We start from the raw sequence: 19012 nt of genomic DNA on the forward strand, positions 1-19012 counted from the left end.
AATCAGCCGATCTTGACCACCAGCTTGCCGACGTTCTTGCCGTCGAACAGCATGTTGATCGCCGTCGGCAGCTGCTCGAACCCCTCGACGACGGTCTCGAGCGGCGTGAGCTTTCCCGCTTCGATCAGGCCGGCGATCTCGCCGATCGCTTCGGCCGCGCGCCCGAAGTGGTCGAGGACGATGAAGCCCTGGACGGTGGCCCGCTGGATGAGCAGGTTCCCGAACGCGCGCGGACCGGGCGGGGGGTCTTCGGCGTTGTAGCCGGAGATCAGGCCGCAGAGCGCGACACGGGCGCCGATGTTGAGGCGCGCGAAGATGGCGTCCATCAGGTCGCCCCCGACATTCTCGAAGTCGACATCGATGCCGTTGGGTGTCGCCGCGGCCAGTTGGGCGGCCCAATCGTCGGCGCGGTGGTCGACCGCCGCGTCGAAGCCCAGCTGATCGGTGAGCAGCGCACACTTCTCGGGACCACCGGCGATCCCGACGACACGGGCGCCCGCCGCCTTGGCCAGTTGCCCGGCGACCGAACCCACCGCGCCGGCCGCCGCCGAGACGACGACGGTCTCGCCGGGTCGGGGCTTGCCGATGTCGCGGATCCCGATCCACGCGGTGAGCCCGGTCATCCCGAGCGCCCCCAGGTAGGCGCTCGGCGAGATGCCGGGTGCCACCTCCACCGGGTTCACCATCGCCGTGTCTGTGAGCACCGCGTACTCCTGCCAGCCGAGGAGCCCTTGCACCTGCTGCCCGACCGCGTAGGAGGGGCTCTTGGACGCGACCACCTCGCCGATCCCGGCGGCGCGCATGACCTCGCCGAGCCCGACCGGGGGCAGGTAGGTCGGGGTGTCGTTGATCCACATCCGGTTCGTCGGGTCGAGCGAGATCCAGCCGACGCGCACCAGCGCCTCCCCGTCGTTGAGCTCGGGGATCGCCTCTTCGGTCAATTCGAAAGTGTTGGGGCCGATGCGGCCCGTGGGGCGTTCGCGGAGCAGGAAACGACGGTTTCGATCGGTCATATGCGCACCGTACCCTTCAACAAGAGCCCGCCGAACGAAAGGTTTTGCGCGGTGAACGTGATGTCGCGAATCGTCGTCGTCCCCGTCGTCGCGCTGCCGATCGCGGTCCTCTCGCTGCCCGCGACGGCCGCCGCCGACCCGCCGCCCACCCAGCAGATCACCGTCGTGGCCGTCGGCCCCGATGGCCAGCCGATCAACGGTTACCGGGTCGCGTCCGGACCGGGCAATGTCGGCGAGGCCAGCGACTGCAGCACGGCGTCGCCGTCCGCCGTGGCCGACAACGTCTACTCCTGCTCGCCGAGCGCGGCGGGCGCCGGCACCTGCTGGCCGTCGACGGCCGGATCGCTGCTGTGCGTAGATAATCCCTGGGACAAGAGCATGCATCGCGTGACGTATGACCGTCCGCTTCCGCCCGTGACCGCGCCCGCCACCCCGGACCCGTTTGCGCTGACGCTCGACGATGGCACCCGTTGCCGGCTCCGAAACGGCGGGGCCTGGGGTTGGCGCGCCGACGGCTACGAGGGCGCCTACTGGTGCGGTGACCCACATGCCAACCTTTCGGTGCTGTGGCTGCCCAGCCAGGGCGCCGGAAGCTGCATCGACCGCTCGTCGGCGACGTGGACCGTCAAGGTCGGTCAGCTCGGCACGGGGGAGGCCGCCCTGCCGCCGCCCCAAACCCGGACGGTGGCGGAAGCGTGGTTCGCGGGGGGCAAGGCCGGTCAATAGGCCGGCGCGGCTGCTGCTATAACGCAGGTATGTCCACCCCCAGGCACACGATCACCCACGTCTCGGACACGGCCCGCTGGACCGCGCTGCACCGGGCGACCGAATCGGCCCGCCGCGACGCGCTGTTCAACGACCCACTCGCCGAGCGCCTCGCCGGCGAACACGGCCGTGAGATCGTCGCCGATGTCCCGCGGTCGAGCCGCAACGGATGGTGGCTGGTCGCGCGCACGAAGATCATCGACGACACCATCGCCCAAGCGATCGCCGAGGGCTGCGACCGCGTGCTGAACCTGGCCGCGGGCCTGGATACCCGGCCGTACCGGTTGCAGCTTCCGCCGGAGTTGACGTGGGTGGAGGCGGACCTGCCCAGGCTGCTCGAGGAGAAAACGCAGTCGCTCGCCGACCAGACACCGCACTGCCGGCTGACCCGGGTTGCCGTCGACCTGGCCGAACCGCAGGCCCGCGCTGCCTTCCTTGACGACGCCCTGCGTGGCGCGACCAAAGCGCTGGTGCTGACCGAGGGATTGTTGATGTATCTGGATACCAGCGACGTCGTCGCGCTCTCCGCGGCGCTCAAGCGGCCCGAGGTGGCCTGGTGGATGCTTGATTTCGGCGGCCCCGGCTTGAAGAAGATGATGAACGAGAAGATGGCCGGCATGCGCCAAAACGCACCGTTCAAGTTCGCACCGGAGAACGGGTTGGCGTTCTTCGAGGACCTCGGCTGGCGCGTCGCACAGGCGCAGTCGCTCTTTGTCGCCGCGAACCGGTTCCGTCGGTTACCGATTTTCATGCGGCCGCTCGCTTGGTTGCCCCAGCCGGATCCGCGTCATCCCGGTAGCAGGCCCTGGAGCGCGACGGTGCTGCTCACCCCGTGAGCTACCAGACGCGCATCCAGTCCACGAGCATGTCAGCGGGATAGGACCCTGGCCCTGGGTCGCCGCCACCGGAACCCGCCACCGCGAGGTTGAACACCGGATAGACCGTGTAGCCGGGCGCGTTGAACGGCCAATCCGGCAGAGAGCTGGCCGGCACGTCGAAGTAGGGCTGCGCGCCGTCGGCATAGTCCTTCCAGAACCGGATGCCCGCCTCGTCCCACTGGGTTCGCCAGGTGTGCCAGCCGCTGTCCATCGCGATGTTGTGGGTCTTCCACTCTCCGCCGTTGGCTTTGGCGTGGACGGTGGTGGCGGAGGGCCAGCTGCCGTTGCCGTACCACTCCATGACGTCGATCTCGCCCTGGTCGTCGTTGCCCAGCCAATAAGCCGGCCAGGCGCCGGCGGTCAGGCAGTTCAGCTTGATGCGGGCCTCCCAGGTGTGGCCGACCCCGCCCCGCCAGAGGCTTTGAACCTTGCCGCTGTAGTAGGTGGGTCCGTCCTTCGCCGCCCGGAGCACCAGGTTGGAGTTGCCGTCGAGGAAGACGTTGCGGCGATCGTCGCGGTACTGCCCGATGCGATCGGGCTGCTCCCAGTACGTCGGGTCCTTGATCGTCTCGCGGGCCTTGGCCACGGTCCACTTCGAGGCGTCGGGCGCCGAGCCGGCGGGACCGTCGAATTCGTCCTGGAAAATGTAGGTGCCGGTTTGGCCGCTGGGCGCTTCGGGAGCGGGTGGGCGATCCGCCGGCAGGCCCCGTCCCGAGGGACGGGCCCGGGCCTCCGGCGCAGGCAGCGCCGCTGCCAGCACGCCGATCCCGGTCGTCAACATCATGCGGCGGCGATCCATCTTGGGCATACGCAAGGGACCATAGCAGCCGCCGGCCCGGGGGCCGAAGCCGGAATTGTTGTCGGTGGCTGCCGCTAACGTTTCGGATCGCAGGCGGGCCAGCGCGGACGTCGGCGTGGAGCGGCTGATGGATTAATCAAAATTCACGGCCAATTCTCAACTTTGTGGGTGGTTTGGTCTCAGGATCGTCCGGGCATTCTGGATCACAAGCCGATAACCACAAGTCGTAGAGCTTTTGCGGGTTGCGCTGAGAGGAGTTAACGATCGTGGCTAATACAACGGGAGCGACGGTTATTTTCCTTCAGTCCCATCCGCGATGGACTGCGGCCCAGCGACACGAGCGCGAGCGCAGCGAGGCGATGCGCCGCCACCCCGCTTTCCACGCCCGTCAGCGCGCCGCGGTATCCGGCGGCGAGGTGGTCCCGCTCGTCCGCGACTTCAAGCTGTACTCGAGCACAAACACTTCGGCCTGAGAATTTCCAGGCGCAAATTGCGCCAAAGGTGGCAAGCGGTCTTACTCGCCCGGCCGAGCTAATCGCCCCGCAAAAACGATCCGATAACTCTGCGCGTCCGGCACGCCGACCATCGGGCCCCTCGCGGGCCCCACCCTTCTGACCTTTCGCATTGCAACCGTCGCCTTTCGCGCTACAAAGCGAGTCGGTCGCGAAAAGCGATGGGCAACAATTGTTTTCCTGGCCCGGTTCTCTGCGGGGACGCCGGCGCGGAGCCCCGCCTGAGGGGTCAGAGCTTGCCGGCGACGAAGTCGGCGGCCTGGTTGGCCATCCCGGCGTCGATGTACGCACCGGCCAGGTGCTGGGGCCAGTTGGCTTTCCAGGTGTTCGGGTCGGCCGGGTTGCAGATGGGGTCGGCACCGTGGCACAACTCGATGGTCCGGTCGTTGTAGACCGGGCTGAAGTTGGTGATCGGGCCCACCCACTGGCTGCCGTTGCCGAACAACGCCACGGCGGCGATGTGCTGGTCGGCGCCCGACGGCAGGGGGCTGTCGAAGCCGAACGCGCCGATGGGGGCGGCGAGCACAACGTCGGTCACCGCCGCGCCCAGCGAGTAGCCGCCGAGCACCAGCCTGGTGTTCGGGCAGTTGGTGATCATGTCCTGCACGTGGCGGCTCATGTCGTTGGCGCCCTGAGCGACCTCGGTGTCGGCGGGGTAATTGACGGCATAGACGCCGATGTTCTTGTTGACCTTGGACCGGAGCGCACTGATGAAGGCGTTGCCCAGCGCGCCCGCTCCGGGCGATTCCATCCGGCCGCGGGCGAACACCACCTGCACCGGGGGACAGTTGGCGGCCGCGGCGCGGGGAATCGCGGGCGACGGCAGCGCAGCGGGCAGCGCCAGCGCGGCCGCGGTCAGAACCGCGGCCAGGCCGATGTCACCGAGTCTGCGGGCGAGCACAGCATGATCGTAAAGCGATCCCGCGGCCGCCGCTGGTCAATGTTGCCGGCCGCCTTGGACCACCCCGATCGGGTGCCGCGGGTGACCGATAGGTTCTTCGGTGTGAGTCACACCGACGTCGGATCGACCGAGCGCCTGTTCGCATTGGCCGAGCAGGTGCGGGGGTTCCTGCCCGCCGACGAGGGGCACGCACTTCACGACGCCGCGCTGCGGTATCTCGGCGGCGGCGTCGGTGTCGAAATCGGCACCTACTGCGGCAAATCCACGCTGCTGCTCGGCGCGGCCGCCCGACAAACCGCGAGCGTGCTCTACACGGTCGACCACCACCACGGCTCCGAGGAACACCAGGCCGGCTGGGAGTACCACGACGCCTCGCTGGTCGACGAGGTCACGGGCTTGTTCGACACCCTGCCGACGTTCCGTCGCACGCTCGACGCCGCGGGGCTGGACGACCACGTCGTCGCCATCGTGGGCAAGTCGCCGGTCGTGGCCGCCGGATGGCGCACGCCGCTGCGGTTTCTGTTCATCGACGGCGGCCACAGCGAGGCCGCGGCGAACCAGGATTTCGACGGCTGGGCGAAGTGGGTCGCCGTCGGCGGGGCGCTCGCCATCCATGACGTGTTCCCGGATCCCCGGGACGGGGGGCGGCCCCCGTATCACATCTACTGCCGCGCAATCGATTCCGGCCAATTCCGGGAGGTCTCGGCGACCGGATCGCTGCGGGTGCTCGAACGCGTGGGCGGCGAACCGGGCGCGCTGATCTGACCGAACTCACGTCACCAGCCGGGGCCGGTGGCAACGCATTCGCAGTCGAAGTCGGTCTGCAGGCCTATCGGTAGTCCCTCCCCGCGGAAGATCCCGGCGCCCGCGGTGGTGTTAGACAGCGCATCAGCGGCGAGGATCATCGCCGCACCCGTCCACGTCGTCCGCTCCTCGGGCCAGCGCTTCCCGTCGGCGAACACCAAACCGGTCCAGTACGAGCCGTCCTGCTCACGGAGGTGCTGCATCGCGCCGAACTGCCGATGGGCTGCCGACCGCTGGCCGATCGCGTCCAGCGCCATCACCAGTTCGCACGTCTCGGCGCCGGTCACCCACGGCCGGTCGGCCACACAGCGAATGCCCAGGCCGCCGACCACGAAATCGTCCCAGCGCTCTCGGATTCTCGCGGCCGCCTCGGGTCCGCGCAGCGCGCTGCCCAGGATGGGGTAGTACCAGTCCATCGAGTAGCGGTCCTTCTCGGTGAACGCCTCGGGATGCGCGGCTATCGCATGGCCGAGCCGGCCCAGCGCCAGTTCCCACTCCGGCTGCGGCTCGCCGACCAGGGCGGCCAGCGCCAGGGCGCACCGGATGCTGTGGAACACGCTCGCGCAACCGGTCAGCAGCGCTTCCTGCAGCAGACCGGCTTCGCTTCGGGCCCAACAGATCTCGCCATAGCCGACCTGCAAGTCGATGACGAAGTCGATCGCCTTGTGCACCACCGGCCACATCCGTGCGGCGAAGCGCCGGTCACCGGTGACCAGCACGTGGTGCCACACACCGGTGGCGATGTAGGCGCAGAAGTTGCTGTCGCTGTTGCCGTCTTCGACGACCCCCGCGCGGAGCTGGATCGGCCAGGAGCCGTCGGCCCGCTGGGTCCGCCGGCTCCAGTCGAACGCGGCGCGCGCCGGTTCCAGCAGTCCGGCGGCGGTGAGCGCCATCGCGCACTCGACATGGTCCCACGGGTCGGTGTGGCCGCCCTCGGACCAGGGGATGGCTCCGGAGGGTTCCTGGATGGCCGCGATGGACCGCGCGGTTTGCCGGCATTGCTCGGGGGACAGGACGCCCGCGACCGAGGGTGGGTTAACCCGACGCAACTGAATATCCCACCGTCGCTTGGCTTTCTGCCGCCGGATGCTTGACGAAGTACATGGCCACGCTCTTGCCGACCAGCGGATTGAGCAGCGATTCGGCCAACTGCGTCACCCTCGGTCGCCGCATCAGGTCCCACACCAGGAGTTTGTGGTACGCGGTCACGGCGCGGTGCTCGGTGTTCGACACTCCCACGGCGCATTTCAACCACCAGAAGGGGGCGTGCAGCGCGTGCGCGTGGTGGGCATGCGTCAATTGCATCCCGCCATCAAGGATCTTCGCGCGCAATTCACTGGCCCGGTAGATACGCACGTGGCCGCCCTCGTTGCTGTGGTATTCGTCGGACAACAACCAACACACCCGCTCCGGAAGCCAGCGCGGCACACTGACCGCCAACGTGCCGCCCACCTTGAGCACCCTGATCAGTTCGGCGATGGCGGCGTCGTCATGCGGGATGTGCTCGAGGATTTCGGACGCGATCACGCAGTCGAACGTCTCGTCGGCATACGGCAACTTCAGCGCGTCGCCGACCACCACCCTCGCCGACGCCCCGGCGGGCGCCTCCCCGGTCTCCGCCATCGCGCGCAAAATGGTGTCCACCGAACGTAATTCGGCCTCGTCCTGGTCGAACGCGACCACGTCGGCTCCGCGCCGATACGCCTCGAATGCGTGCCGGCCGGCCCCGCAACCGACGTCGATGACCTTGGTGGCCGGCCCGATCCGCAGCCGGTCGAAATCCACCGTCAGCATCGCGCTTCCCCCTCGGTCGCCGACGCAGCGGTGTTACGGGCGATCGCGCGGTCATACACCCGAACCGTCTGCGCGGCCACGGCCTCCCAGCTGAAGACGTTGACCGCGCGGGTGCGTCCCGCCTCGCCCAGGCTCCGCCGCTTCTCCGGCGAGTCCAGCAGGTCACCGAGCGCGCGAGTGAGCGCGTCGACGTCGGCGGGCGGCACCAGCTCGGCGCACGCGCCGTCGGTGCCCAGGACTTCGGGGAGTGCGCCCACCCGGCTGGCCACGATCGGCGTCCCGCTGGCCATGGCCTCCACCGCGGGCAGCGAGAACCCTTCGTAGAGCGACGGAATGCAGGCGACCTCGGCCGACGCGAACAGCGCCGCGAGCTCGGCGTCGGAAAGCCCGCTCGTGATGTGGACGATGTCGGAGATGCCGAGCTCGGCGATGAGTTTGTGGGTGGGACCGTTGGGCTCCACCTTGGCGACGAGGCGCAGCTCGAGATCTCTGCGCGTGCGCAGGCGGGCCACCGCGTGCAGCAGCGTGCGCACCCCCTTGAGCGGCGTATCGGCGCTGGCGATCGCGATGATCCGTCCGGCCTGCCGGGGCCGCGATGCCGGCTTGAACAGCTCGGTGTTCACGCCCAGCGGCACGACGTGCAGCTGGTCGGGGGAGACGCCGAAGTCGCTGACGATGTCCGCGGCCGACGACGAGGAGACCGTCAGCAGGTCGGGAATCTGGCGTGCGACCTGCTGCTGCATGCCGAGAAATCCATACCATCGCTGCACCAACGGTTTTCGCCACCACCGCGCGGCGGCCAGGTCGAGCACCCGGTCACGGGTGATGGGGTGGTGCACGGTGGCCACCACCGGCAGGCCCGCGCCGGCGATCGTGAGCAGTCCGGTGCCCAGGCTCTGGTTGTCGTGGACGACGTCGAAATCGGCGGTCCGGCCGGCCAGCAACCGGGCGGCGCGCATGGTGAACGTCCGCGGTTCCGGGAACCCGGCGGTCCAGGTGGTAAGCAGTTCCAACAGGTCGATCGAGTCACGGATTTCGCTGGGCCGCGGCACGCGGAACGGGTCGGGCTCGCGGTAGAGGTCGAGGCTGGGGACCTTGGTCAGCCGCACCCGCGGATCGAGCAGGTCGGGGTAGGGCTGACCGGAGAACACCTCGACGTCATGACCGAGTTCCACCAGTCCGTGGCTGAGATGGCGCACGTAGACGCCCTGTCCGCCGCAATGAGTTTTACTACGGTAGGACAGCAGGGCAATTCGCATACTCAACTCTTCTTTGCTGGTGAATGACCGCGGAACAGCGCCGAACCCATCGCGGTCAACGGACTCCCGAACTCCGTGACAGCAAACTGGACATGTGTCCAGACTATAGTTCGATCACCTAATCGAGCGCAACGAGCTCGAACATCACCGGCACCCGCGTAAACGATCCCACGGAAATCCGGCACTTAAGGATCATGCCACCCGGCCCGAAAGCGCGTTGAACCGTTCGGTGGACGACGAGACCGACGGGGATTTCGATGCTCCTCAATTGCGGTTGACGAGCATCGTTGTGATCGGCCGGCGCGTCACGCGCTCCCCGTCGGTGACCTGGGCCGTTGTCGGCCTCCCAGTTGGAAGGGACATCCGAGCCGGTTCGTCACAGGCATGGGACCGCCCGTTGGCCGGTGACGGGACCATCTGGTTAGTGGTTTCGCCGGTTATGAGACCGGGGCGGCTACGAAGTGCGACTTCGCCTCTGCATTGGTCACCTTCACCGATCAGTCAGAGCGCCCGCGACGAGCCGCGTTCTCTAGGAGATCGGCCGCGGTGGCAACACTTTCTGCGGGTTTGGTCATCTGAGCGGCCACTTCAAGGGCTCGAGTGACACAGTGCGGAGTGAGGATGGAGCGCAGATCCGCGACCAGCGACTCCTGCGTGGTCGTGAAGAAGGGCCGGCCACTGCCAACTTCCAATTGGTTGACTGCACCTGCCCACAACGGCTGATCGGACCAGACCCAGAGAATTAACGTCGGCTTTCCCGCCCGCAGGCCCGCAGCCGTTATGCCGGCGCCCCCAGCGTGGACGACCGCGCGGCAAGCCGGAAGGATGGTCGCGTGATTCACGGCACCCACTAACATGGTGTGGCCAGAGTCCGGCACGGGGCTGAAGTCACTCGCCCCGCTGCAAATCAACGCCCGTTCTTCCAATTCGGCGCAGGCCGCGCTGATCATGGCAGCCGCATGAAAAGGACTTTGGACTGGGGTGCTGCCGAACCCGAAGTAGATCGGAGGCCTTCCCTCGGCGATCCACGCTAGGACCTCTTCATCGGCATCTGTTGGCAACTCCAGCGTCAGCGCGCCGACGAAGGGACGTTGTGCACGGCGTGCCCCCCAATTGACGGAAGCTTCGGGAAAGAGGATCTCGTCGTAGGCCTGAATCTCCAGCGGTCCGTCATCGGCTAACGGTTGCTGCGACGACGCACTCGCATCCGGCAAGCCCAGTGCACGGCGCTGGGCGTCTGCCGCCTGTTTCATCAAGCCCGAATACAGCGCCCCAGATGACGAAGTCAGTCCCTCTGCCGGAAAGAAGTGCAGCGCAGCCAGCGGAATTCGGTGGTACTCCGCGATGTTGGCGGCAGGGCCCTGCTCGCTCATTCCCGCCAATAGCAGGTCGGCATTTTCAGCGAGCGTCATCAGCGTCGCGCCTTTCTCCGCCCAGATCCGACCGACACTTTCGAGACCGCCCCGCAACTTGCTGACCGGGCTTCGATCGGATGAAACGAAATCCGTGGCTGCGCTTATCCGCTCCTGCGTCCCCTGCCCATAGGCCACCGCAGCAAGCCCCGCGGACTCGACGAACCCGAGCATGTTGGAGGGCACAACCATGCGCACCTCGTGACCTCTGCGCAACAGCTCACGACCGACGGCGGCGCAGGGTTCGATGTCGCCTCGGCCTCCATAGCCTGCCAGCGCGAATATCACCGGAAGATCCCACGCCGTGGATGACCCCAGAATGCCAGAGACCAGTCCAGGGCAGGCTCGTAGGCTGCCACGGCCAAAGTTTCACACAGAAAGGCGGATGACGTACAGAACCTCCCCGCGGGAAAAACCGCGAGTTCATCGAGACCCAGCAACGGTTCTGAGCTGTTTGTTACCATCGCGCGGTGCAGGGTTCTGCTGCATCAGGCGAATGCCGCGGGCGGCGATCGGTGTCGCGACGCGACGTTCTGAAACTTGCCGTGGCACCGGCTTTCGTCGGCTTCGCGACGTCGGCCGCCATCTCCGCCACGCCGACGGCATTCGCCGCCGACATCCGGCTGATCGATTTCGCCGAGCGCAGGATTTCGCCGGACGAGATCAAATCGGCGGGCTATGCCGGGGTGGTGAATTACGTTTCCGAGTCGCGGCCGGGCGCGAATTTCGAGGCGAAGCCGATCACCCGCGACTACGCGGACGCGCTGCGCGCGGCGGGTCTGCAGATCGTCAGCAATTTCCAGTACGGCAAACCCGGGTGGCCGGACCCGTCGGATTACACCCGCGGCTACGACGGCGGGGTGGCCGATGCCCGGACGGCGCAACGGTTGCACGCCGCGGCGGGGGGCCCGGGCTCGGCGCCGATATTCTTCAGCGTCGACGACGACATCGACGAGAACACCTGGAACAGCGTTGCGGTGCAATGGTTTCGGGGCATCAACTCCGCGCTGGGCGTGGGCGGCACCGGCATCTACGGGCATGCCAACGCGTGCGGCTGGGCGATCCGGGACGGCGTCGTCGGGAACTCGACCACACCCGGGCACCGGTGGGCTTGGCAGACGAAGTCGTGGTCGCACGGCGCGCGCGAACCCGCCGCGGTGCTTTACCAGTCCGTGGTCAACAGCCCAAGCAACCCAAGCCCGCTCCTTGGCGGGATCAACGTCGACATCGACGAGGTGTTGGCGGCCGACTACGGCCAATGGGGCCTGGATCGGTGAGCCGTGCAGGCGGCTGATGGCTGATCGCGGCGTGCCCACCGTGCAGTTTCTGCGTACTGCCGGGCGAATCGCCATGGCGCACAGGGGGTTTACGTCGTTCAAGTGGCCGATGAACAGCATGGGGGCGTTCTGCGAGGCGGCCAAGCTTGGGTTTCGATACATCGAGACCGACGTTCGGGCGACACGCGACGGCGTCGCCGTGATCCTGCACGACCGCGCCTTCAGGTCGGACGCGGGCGCAACCGGCGCCATCGACCGCTCGGATTGGCGCGACGTCCGCCACCTGCATCTGGGCGCGGGAGAATCGATCCCGACCCTCGAGGAGCTCCTCGCCACGCTGCCGGACATACGGGTCAACATCGACATCAAGTCCGCGTCCGCCGTCGTTCCCACCGTCGAGGTGATCGAGCGAATGAAGGCGCACGACCGGGTGTTGATCACCTCGTTTTCCGAACGCCGTCGGCGTCGGGCGCTGAGGCTGCTCTCCAGGCGGGTGGCCAGTTCGGCGGGTATCGGCGCGTTCCTGGCGTTGCCGGCGGCCCAAACGCCTGCAAGCCGGGCCTATGCCTGGCAGCTGTTGCGGGACAGTGACTGCCTGCAGCTGCCGCCACGGCTGGGTCGGATACCGATCATCACGCGCGGACTCGTCCGCGCCCTGCACGAGTCCGGACGCCAGGTGCACGCCTGGACGGTCGACGACCCGGACACCATGCACGCACTTTTTGATAGCGGCGTCGACGGCATCATCACGGATCGGGCGGATGTGCTCCGCGAGGTGCTCGTGGCCCGCGGCGAATGGTGACCGCACCAGCACCCGCTGATTCAGCCGGTCGGCCGGCGCCCGAGGACCACGAGACATAAACCACGGCGAGTGTTCGCGGCGTGTCGTGTGCGCCGTTTATGTGTCGCGAGTCGACCGATCACTCACCTGACGCACGGCGCCCCGCGAGCCGATGGCCCGCGGGGCGCCGCTTGCTATGGCGGTCTTACTTCAGATCGAACCGGTCGTTGTTCATGACCTTGACCCACGCCGCGACGAAGTCCTCCACGAACTTCCCCTGGTTGTCATCCTGGGCGTAGACCTCGGCCAACCCGCGCAACACCGAATTCGACCCGAACACAAGGTCATTCGCGGTCGCCGTCCACTTGACCGCGCCCGAGGACCGGTCGCGGCCCTCGTACACGTTCTCGGTGGTCTCCGACGGCTTCCACTCCGTACCCATGTCGAGCAGGTTGACGAAGAAGTCGTTGGTCAACGCGCCGGTCCGGTCGGTGAACACCCCGTGCTTGGTGCCGCCGTGGTTGGCGCCGAGGGCACGCAACCCGCCGATGAGCACCGTCATCTCCGGGGCGGTCACTCCCAACAGGTATGCCCGCTCGATCAGCAGGTGTTCCAGCGGTGCCTTCTCGCCGGGCCGGATGTAGTTGCGGAAACCGTCGGCCCGCGGTTCGAGCACCGCGAACGACTCCACATCGGTGTTCTCCTGCGAGGCGTCGGTGCGTCCCGGCGCGAAGTGCACGGCGATCTCGTAGCCGGCGTCCTTGGCCGCCTTCTCGACCGCCGCGGATCCCGCCAGCACGATCAGGTCGGCCAACGAGATCTTCTTGCCGCCGGACGACGAGCCGTTGAAGTCCTGTTGGATCTTCTCCAGCACGGGCAGCACCTTGTCGAGTTCCGACGGCTCGTTGCACTCCCAGTTCCGCTGCGGCTCCAGGCGCAGGCGCGCGCCGTTGGCGCCGCCGCGCTTGTCGGTGTTGCGATAGCTGCCGGCCGCCGACCAGGCCGTCTTGACCAGCTGGGGAACCGAGAGGCCCGACTCGAGGACCTTGCTCTTCAGCGCGGCGACGTCACTGTCGTCGACCAACTCGTGGTCGACGGCGGGAACCGGGTCCTGCCACAGCTGCGGTTCGGGAATCCACGGCCCGAGGTAGCGGCTGATCGGTCCCATGTCGCGGTGCAGCAGCTTGTACCAGGCCTTGGCGAACGCCTCCGTCAGCTCTTCGGGGTGGTCGAGCCAACGGCGGGTGATGTCCCGGTAGATCGGGGACTCCCTCATCGAGATGTCGGTGACCAGCATCGTCGGCGCTCGGCCCGGCCCACCGAAGGGGTCGGGGATGGTGCCCGCACCGGCGCCGTCCTTGGCGACGAACTGCCAAGCATCGCCGGGGCTCTTGGTCAGCTCCCACTCGTAGCCGTACAGGGTCTCCAGGAAGGTGTTGTCCCACTTGGTCGGGGTGGGCGTCCAGACCACCTCCAGGCCGCTGGTGATCGCGTCCTTGCCCACGCCGGTGCCGTACGAGCTCTTCCAGCCCAGGCCCTGCTGCTCGATCGGGGCCGCCTCCGGCTCGGGCCCGACCAGATCGCCGCTACCGGCGCCGTGGGTCTTGCCGAAGCTGTGCCCGCCGACGATGAGGGCGGCGGTCTCTTCGTCGTTCATCGCCATGCGGCCGAACGTCTCGCGAATGTCGATGGCCGCGGCGATGGGATCCGGCTTGCCTTCCGGGCCTTCGGGATTGACGTAGATCAGACCCATCGTGGTCGCACCGTAAGGCTGGGCGAGGTCACGTTTGCCCGAGTACCGCTTGTCGGTGCCCAGCCAGGTGTCCTCCTCACCCCACAGGATTTCCTCGGGCTCGAAGACGTCCTCGCGGCCGAAGGCGAAGCCGAAAGTCTTGAAGCCCATCGATTCCAGGGCGCAGTTACCGGCGAAGATGATCAGGTCGGCCCAGGAGATCTTGTTGCCGTACTTCTTTTTGACCGGCCACAGCAGCCGGCGGGCCTTGTCCAGGCTGACGTTGTCCGGCCAGCTGTTGAGCGGGGCGAACCGCTGCATGCCCTGTCCGCCGCCGCCGCGGCCGTCGAAAATGCGGTAGGTGCCCGCGGCGTGCCAGCTCATCCGGATGAACAGGCCGCCGTAGTGGCCGTAGTCGGCGGGCCACCAGTCCTGTGAGGTGGTCATCACCGAGATGACGTCCGCCTTGAGCGCGTCGACGTCGAGCTTGGCGAACTCCGCGGCGTAGTCGAAGTCTTCCCCGAGCGGATTGGACCGGGGGTTGTGCGGCTGCAGCATGGACGGGTCGACCTGGTCGGGCCACCAGTCCCGGTTCGTCAGCGGCGCATTCGATTTCGGCTTGGGGGACGGGATAGCGGGGTTTTCGCTCTCGCTGGCACTAGCCGTGTTGCTGTCCTCATGGGGCGGCCGGCCTTGGGAGATATCGGAGGACACAGCATTCCTTTCTTAGGGGGTGATGGGGCTGCGATCTAGGAACCTGCAGTCGAACAATCGGGGCAGACGCCCCAGTAGATGACCTCGGCCTCGTCCAGGACGAAGCCATCCAGAACGTCGTTGTCGTCGGACGGGGTGAGGCACGGCGCCTCGCCGACGGCGCAATCGATGTCGGCGATCACGCCGCAGGACCGGCACACCACGTGGTGGTGGTTGTCGCCGACCCGCGACTCATAGCGGGCGACCGACCCGGAGGGCTGGATCCTACGCACCAAACCGACCGAGCTCAGCGCGTTGAGGACGTCGTAAACCGCCTGGCGGGACACGTCGGGGAGGCCCACGCGGACGGCCGAGAAGATCGTCTCGGTGTCGGAATGCGGGTGGGCGTCGACGGCCTCCAACACCGCGACCCTGGGTCGGGTCACCCGGAGATCGGCCATGCGCAGTCGTTCCGCGTAATCGGCCGTCGATGACACCGCACCAATATGACGCACTTATTTGGATCGAGTCAAGACTTTACTGTGAAGTGGGGCACAACCGGCGGTGACGAATGAACCGCGTCACGTCTGGGGCTTCAGGGCGCTGCCTTTGCGCCAGTCGTCCCAGCTGAGTGTCCAGTCACCGTTCTGCGCCAGCGTCAGCGGCGGGCCGCCGCTGTTGCGGACCTCGACCACGTCGCCGGGCACGGAGAAGTCGTAGAACCATTTCGCGTTGTCGGCGTTGAGGTTCAGGCAGCCGTGCGAGGTGTCCTGATGGCCCTGTGCCCACACCGTGGCGTCCAGCTCGTGCAGGTAAATGCCGTCGGTGCTGATCTTGGTGGCCCAGTTGATGGTCTCGCGGTAGCCCAGGCGGGAGTTCTTCGGCAGCCCGAACGTGGAGGAGTCCATGACGACGGGGTTGCCCTTGTCGAGCACCGTGTAGACGCCCGGGGGAGTCCACAGCGAGATGCTCTTGCCGCCGACGTTTTCGGTGCCGCCCATCCCCATCGAGGTGGGCATCGTGCGGACCAGGGCTCCGTTGTTGAAGACGCTGACCTGATGAGTCGCGTCGTCGGCGATCGATACGTGGGCGTCGCCGATCCGGAACGACACTTTGGTGTCGTCCTGCCCGAATAGGCCATTGCCCAAAGAGATTCCATAGATCTTGGCTTCGGCCGTGACGGTCGTGCCCGGGGCGTAGTAGTGCTCCGGGCGCCAATGGGCGTTCTGGTCGTCGACCCAGTACCACGAACCCTCCACCTTCGGGTTGGTGGTCACCGCCAGCTGGCGCTCGGCGGCGGCGCGGTCGGCGATCTGTTCGTCGAAGTGCGCGACGATCACCGTCCCGACCCCATACGTGCCGCCATCTTTGAGGGCGGCCTCCGACGTGGTGGTGAACGACACCTTGGTCTGGTTGGACGGTTTCAGCGTCGAAAATGACGAAACTTGGGTGGACGCAACGCCGTTGGGACCGCGGCTGGTAACCGTCAGCGTATAGGTGCGGCCGTAGCCCAGGGGGACCGTCGGCTTCCACACGGTGTTGTCGGGTGTCGTCACGCCCTGCACCGATTTGCCGCTTTCGTTGACCATTCGGACGTCGGTCAGCGTTCCGGTGTCGGCCTTGACCATCACGGGCGCGACCGGATCGACGTCGTGCGCGTCGGGGGCCGGCGTGATCGTCACCTGAGCCGGCCCCGAGGCCTTGGACGAGGCACTGCGGTGACCGCACCCACCGCCGCCGAAGCAACCGAGGGACACCGCGATCACGACGGCGCCCACCAGTACGACGGCCGCCGAAACGGCGACCAATAACCGGCGATCCCGGGGGATCCGGGGAGCGGGCCGATCACCGGTCTTGGGCGTCATCGAGCTGAGGGATCCTTGCCTTCTGTTGGTGCCGGGCCGAAGTCGCTCGCCTCCCGGCGCGACGATGTTGTCCTTCAGGTGCCACGGAGGTGCGGTTTTTAAACCGACCGAGCCCCGACGCGTGGATCATGGCGTCATGGCCGACGACGAACTGGACAGCCTTTATTGGGCAACGCCAAAGGAGTTCACCGCGGAGCGCACCAGATTGACCGCCGCGGCCAAACGCCGCGGGGACGACACGGCGGCCAAGCGAATTTCCGCTTGCAACAAGCCAACCACGGCGGCGTGGATCGTCAATCGGCTCGCGCTGCGGCACCGCGACGCCGGGCGGCGGCTGGCAGCGCTGGGTGACGAGTTGCGCGCCGCGCACGCCGCCATGGACGGGGCACGCATCCGGGACTTGTCGGCCCAGCAGCACCGGCTCATCGGCGAGCTCATGCGGGCCGCACTCGACGCGGCCGGCGTCAAACAGCCGTCCTCGGCCGTCCGCGACGACATCGCCAGCACGCTGCAAGCCGCCATCGCCGAACCGGAGGTCAGGCAGCGGCTCGGCCGGCTGGCGCGACCCGAGCAGTGGTCGGGTTTCGGCGAACTCGGCGCAGCGAGCACGGTATCGACGACCTCCGCCCGCACCGCGAAGGCCGGGAAGCGGCCGGCGAAATCCCCGCCACAATCCGGCAAGCGGTCAGCGCGAGACGTCGCCGCGCAGCGGCGTCTCGAAAAACTGACGGCGGCCGTTACGGCCGCCGAGCGCAAGGCGGCCGACGCCGACGCCGCACAGTCCGACCGCCGCGCCGAGCGCGATGAGGCCCGGCGGCGTCGCGACGAGGCGTTCGCCGCGTTGCGGACCGCCGAGCGCGAACTCGAACGCGCCGAAGCGGCCTTCGACCGGGCCAAGCGGGCCGGCCGCGCCGCGGAAGAATCGGTCAGGGAGGCGAAAGCGCAGCTGAGGCGGGCGTGACGCCGCCCGCCGGGCCGCGGCGGTGTTTCCCCGGGTTCGGCAGGGGTATTAGCCCACCCGTGACGTCGTTATGGATGACCAACCGAGGCGAACAGCCTTGGGCCGCAGGCCAGCTTGACCAAGGCCCCCGCTCCGCGGATGTCATCGTCGTGGGTGCAGGCATCACCGGGCTGATGACCGCGGTGCTGTTGGCCCGCGCCGGCAAGGACGTGCTGGTGCTCGAGGCTCGCACCGTCGGGGCCTGCGCCACCGGGAACACCACGGCGAAGATCAGCCTGCTGCAGGCCACCCACCTGTCGAAGATCCTGCCCAGACATGGCAGGGACCTGGCCCGCGCCTACGTGGACGGAAATCGCGAAGGCCAGGACTGGGTCATCGATTACTGCGAGTCGCATGGCATCGCGGTGCAGCGCGAGGACGCCTACACCTACGCCCAGTCCGCCAAGGGCGTGCCGTCGGCGCGACTGGAGCTCCAGGCCTGCCAGGCGGTTGGGCTGCCCGTGGTTTGGGACGACGACCCTGACGTGCCGTTCCCTTACCACGGCGGGGTGCGGCTGCCCGACCAGGCGCAGTTCGATCCCATGCCATTCCTTGACGCGCTGGCGGCGGAACTGCTCGGCCGCGGCGGCCGCCTCGTCGAGCACACCCGGGTCCGGCGGGTGTCCAGCCGCGGCGACCGCGTGCGCGTACACGTCAACGACGCCGCCGAGCGAGACGTGGAACTCGAGGCCCAGCAGCTGGTGCTCGCCACCGGCATCCCGATCCTGGACCGCGGGGGATACTTCGCGCGCGTGAAGCCGAGCCGGTCCTACTGCATGGCGTTCAAGGTCCCCGGCAACATCACCCGGCCGATGATGATCTCCACCGACTCGCCGACCCGATCGGTGCGTTACGCACCCGTCGCGGACGGGGAGCGGCTGATCGTGGGCGGGGCCGGCCACACCGTGGGCCGCAAGAAGAGCCCGTCGCAGGCGCTCGGGGAACTGGCGTCGTGGGCCCGCAAACACTATCCGGGTGCCGAGCAGACGCATTTCTGGTCGGCGCAGGATTACACGCCCATCGACCAACTGCCTTACGTCGGACCCATCCTGCCCAAGACCGAAACCATCTTTGTGGCAACGGGATTCAACAAGTGGGGGATGACGAACGGCGCCGCCGCGGCGCTGGCGCTGTCCGGCCGCATCCTGGGCGGGCGAATGGACTGGGCCAAGGCGTTCGCCAGCTGGAGCCCCCATGAGCTGACCGGGCTGCCGACCGCCATGCAGGCCAACCTCGAGGTGGGCTTCGATCTGGCCAAGGGCTGGATCACCCCGCTGCTGCGCACCGGCCGCCGCAGCCCCGGCGCGGACGAAGGCGGCGTGGTGAGTGGGCCCCCGTGGCATCTGGAGGCGCGCTGCCGGGTAGACGGCACCGAACATGTCGTTTCCCCGGTCTGCCCGCACCTCGGCGGGATCGTGAACTGGAACGACGCCGACAAGGCCTGGGAATGTCCGTTGCACGGCTCGCGCTTCGCCCCGGATGGCACCCTGCTGGAGGGGCCGGCAACCCGCGACTTGTCCGCCTAGA

At 67.7% G+C, this 19012-nt stretch carries 17 protein-coding genes; 7 read left to right on the top strand and 10 right to left on the bottom strand.

What is annotated here, in order from left to right; translation table 11 throughout:
• Positions 1-2 precede the first annotated feature (2 nt).
• Positions 3-1013: an NADP-dependent oxidoreductase gene (locus A5704_RS14965; RefSeq protein ID WP_067750590.1), complete on the bottom strand. Its 1011-nt coding sequence runs from the start codon at positions 1011-1013 to the stop codon at positions 3-5.
• Here A5704_RS14965 and A5704_RS14970 point away from each other — a divergent pair, their 5' ends adjacent.
• Both A5704_RS14970 and A5704_RS14975 read left to right on the top strand, forming a co-directional pair.
• Complete coding sequence (locus A5704_RS14970; protein WP_231969122.1) at positions 1014-1739, top strand: hypothetical protein; 726 nt, start codon at positions 1014-1016, stop codon at positions 1737-1739.
• 29 nt (positions 1740-1768) lie between these two features.
• The gene (locus A5704_RS14975) at positions 1769-2614 is read left to right on the top strand and encodes an SAM-dependent methyltransferase (protein WP_067750593.1); all 846 of its coding nucleotides are present in this window, start codon (positions 1769-1771) and stop codon (positions 2612-2614) included.
• Position 2615: 1 nt separating this feature from the next.
• Here A5704_RS14975 and A5704_RS14980 read toward each other — a convergent pair whose 3' ends face one another.
• Together A5704_RS14980 and A5704_RS14985 are read right to left on the bottom strand one after the other, a co-directional pair.
• Positions 2616-3464: a family 16 glycosylhydrolase gene (locus A5704_RS14980; protein WP_067750596.1), complete on the bottom strand. Its 849-nt coding sequence runs from the start codon at positions 3462-3464 to the stop codon at positions 2616-2618.
• A 732-nt stretch (positions 3465-4196) separates the two neighbouring features.
• The gene (locus A5704_RS14985; RefSeq protein WP_067781510.1) at positions 4197-4868 is read right to left on the bottom strand and encodes a cutinase family protein; all 672 of its coding nucleotides are present in this window, start codon (positions 4866-4868) and stop codon (positions 4197-4199) included.
• Positions 4869-4970: 102 nt separating this feature from the next.
• Between A5704_RS14985 and A5704_RS14990 the strand changes: the two genes are divergently transcribed.
• Positions 4971-5633 (top strand): class I SAM-dependent methyltransferase, encoded by a 663-nt coding sequence (locus tag A5704_RS14990; RefSeq protein ID WP_067889696.1) that lies wholly within the window; start codon positions 4971-4973, stop codon positions 5631-5633.
• Positions 5634-5644: 11 nt separating this feature from the next.
• On the opposite strand, the gene A5704_RS14995 is transcribed toward A5704_RS14990, so the two are convergent.
• The 4 genes from A5704_RS14995 to A5704_RS15010 form a co-directional block, all read right to left on the bottom strand.
• Positions 5645-6721: a prenyltransferase gene (locus A5704_RS14995; protein ID WP_067889657.1), complete on the bottom strand. Its 1077-nt coding sequence runs from the start codon at positions 6719-6721 to the stop codon at positions 5645-5647.
• The gene (locus A5704_RS15000) at positions 6708-7466 is read right to left on the bottom strand and encodes a class I SAM-dependent methyltransferase (protein WP_067889660.1); all 759 of its coding nucleotides are present in this window, start codon (positions 7464-7466) and stop codon (positions 6708-6710) included. The genes A5704_RS14995 and A5704_RS15000 overlap by 14 nt, the downstream gene beginning before the upstream one ends.
• Positions 7460-8725 (bottom strand): glycosyltransferase family 4 protein, encoded by a 1266-nt coding sequence (locus tag A5704_RS15005; RefSeq protein ID WP_067750608.1) that lies wholly within the window; start codon positions 8723-8725, stop codon positions 7460-7462. Before A5704_RS15005 ends, A5704_RS15000 begins: the two co-directional genes overlap by 7 nt.
• Positions 8726-9222: 497 nt before the next feature.
• Positions 9223-10425, bottom strand: a complete 1203-nt coding sequence (locus A5704_RS15010) for a glycosyltransferase (RefSeq protein ID WP_067889663.1) — start codon at positions 10423-10425, stop codon at positions 9223-9225.
• A gap of 257 nt (positions 10426-10682) precedes the next feature.
• Between A5704_RS15010 and A5704_RS15015 the strand changes: the two genes are divergently transcribed.
• Positions 10683-11414, top strand: a complete 732-nt coding sequence (locus A5704_RS15015) for a DUF1906 domain-containing protein (RefSeq protein ID WP_231969124.1) — start codon at positions 10683-10685, stop codon at positions 11412-11414.
• A 40-nt stretch (positions 11415-11454) separates the two neighbouring features.
• The gene (locus tag A5704_RS15020) at positions 11455-12216 is read left to right on the top strand and encodes a glycerophosphodiester phosphodiesterase family protein (protein WP_197508494.1); all 762 of its coding nucleotides are present in this window, start codon (positions 11455-11457) and stop codon (positions 12214-12216) included.
• A gap of 184 nt (positions 12217-12400) precedes the next feature.
• On the opposite strand, the gene katG is transcribed toward A5704_RS15020, so the two are convergent.
• The 3 genes from katG to A5704_RS15035 all read right to left on the bottom strand — a co-directional run bounded on the left by katG (position 12401) and on the right by A5704_RS15035 (position 16485).
• Complete coding sequence (gene katG / locus A5704_RS15025; protein WP_067889671.1) at positions 12401-14641, bottom strand: catalase/peroxidase HPI; 2241 nt, start codon at positions 14639-14641, stop codon at positions 12401-12403.
• Between the two features lie 35 nt (positions 14642-14676).
• Positions 14677-15117: a Fur family transcriptional regulator gene (locus A5704_RS15030; RefSeq protein ID WP_067750622.1), complete on the bottom strand. Its 441-nt coding sequence runs from the start codon at positions 15115-15117 to the stop codon at positions 14677-14679.
• Positions 15118-15201: 84 nt separating this feature from the next.
• Complete coding sequence (locus A5704_RS15035; RefSeq protein WP_067889675.1) at positions 15202-16485, bottom strand: Ig-like domain-containing protein; 1284 nt, start codon at positions 16483-16485, stop codon at positions 15202-15204.
• A gap of 136 nt (positions 16486-16621) precedes the next feature.
• Between A5704_RS15035 and A5704_RS15040 the strand changes: the two genes are divergently transcribed.
• Positions 16622-17446 carry a hypothetical protein gene (locus A5704_RS15040; protein ID WP_067889678.1) on the top strand — a complete coding sequence of 275 codons (825 nt, stop codon included), beginning with the start codon at positions 16622-16624 and terminating at the stop codon, positions 17444-17446.
• A 74-nt stretch (positions 17447-17520) separates the two neighbouring features.
• Positions 17521-19011, top strand: a complete 1491-nt coding sequence (locus tag A5704_RS15045; protein ID WP_067889681.1) for an FAD-dependent oxidoreductase — start codon at positions 17521-17523, stop codon at positions 19009-19011.
• Position 19012 lies beyond the last annotated feature (1 nt).

The sequence above is a fragment of the Mycobacterium sp. E735 genome, assembly GCF_001666955.1.
Lineage (GTDB): Bacteria > Actinomycetota > Actinomycetes > Mycobacteriales > Mycobacteriaceae > Mycobacterium.

Bases quoted from the DNA above. Each gene is read 5' to 3' on its own strand.
- A5704_RS15005 (WP_067750608.1), bottom strand. From the start codon at position 8,725: ATGCGAATTGCCCTGCTGTCCTACCGTAGTAAAACTCATTGCGGCGGA.
- A5704_RS14980 (WP_067750596.1), bottom strand. From the start codon at position 3,464: ATGCCCAAGATGGATCGCCGCCGCATGATGTTGACGACCGGGATCGGC.
- A5704_RS14970 (WP_231969122.1), top strand. From the start codon at position 1,014: ATGCGCACCGTACCCTTCAACAAGAGCCCGCCGAACGAAAGGTTTTGC.
- A5704_RS15000 (WP_067889660.1), bottom strand. From the start codon at position 7,466: ATGCTGACGGTGGATTTCGACCGGCTGCGGATCGGGCCGGCCACCAAG.
- A5704_RS14975 (WP_067750593.1), top strand. From the start codon at position 1,769: ATGTCCACCCCCAGGCACACGATCACCCACGTCTCGGACACGGCCCGC.
- A5704_RS15035 (WP_067889675.1), bottom strand. From the start codon at position 16,485: ATGACGCCCAAGACCGGTGATCGGCCCGCTCCCCGGATCCCCCGGGAT.
- A5704_RS15045 (WP_067889681.1), top strand. From the start codon at position 17,521: ATGACCAACCGAGGCGAACAGCCTTGGGCCGCAGGCCAGCTTGACCAA.
- A5704_RS14965 (WP_067750590.1), bottom strand. From the start codon at position 1,013: ATGACCGATCGAAACCGTCGTTTCCTGCTCCGCGAACGCCCCACGGGC.
- A5704_RS15040 (WP_067889678.1), top strand. From the start codon at position 16,622: ATGGCCGACGACGAACTGGACAGCCTTTATTGGGCAACGCCAAAGGAG.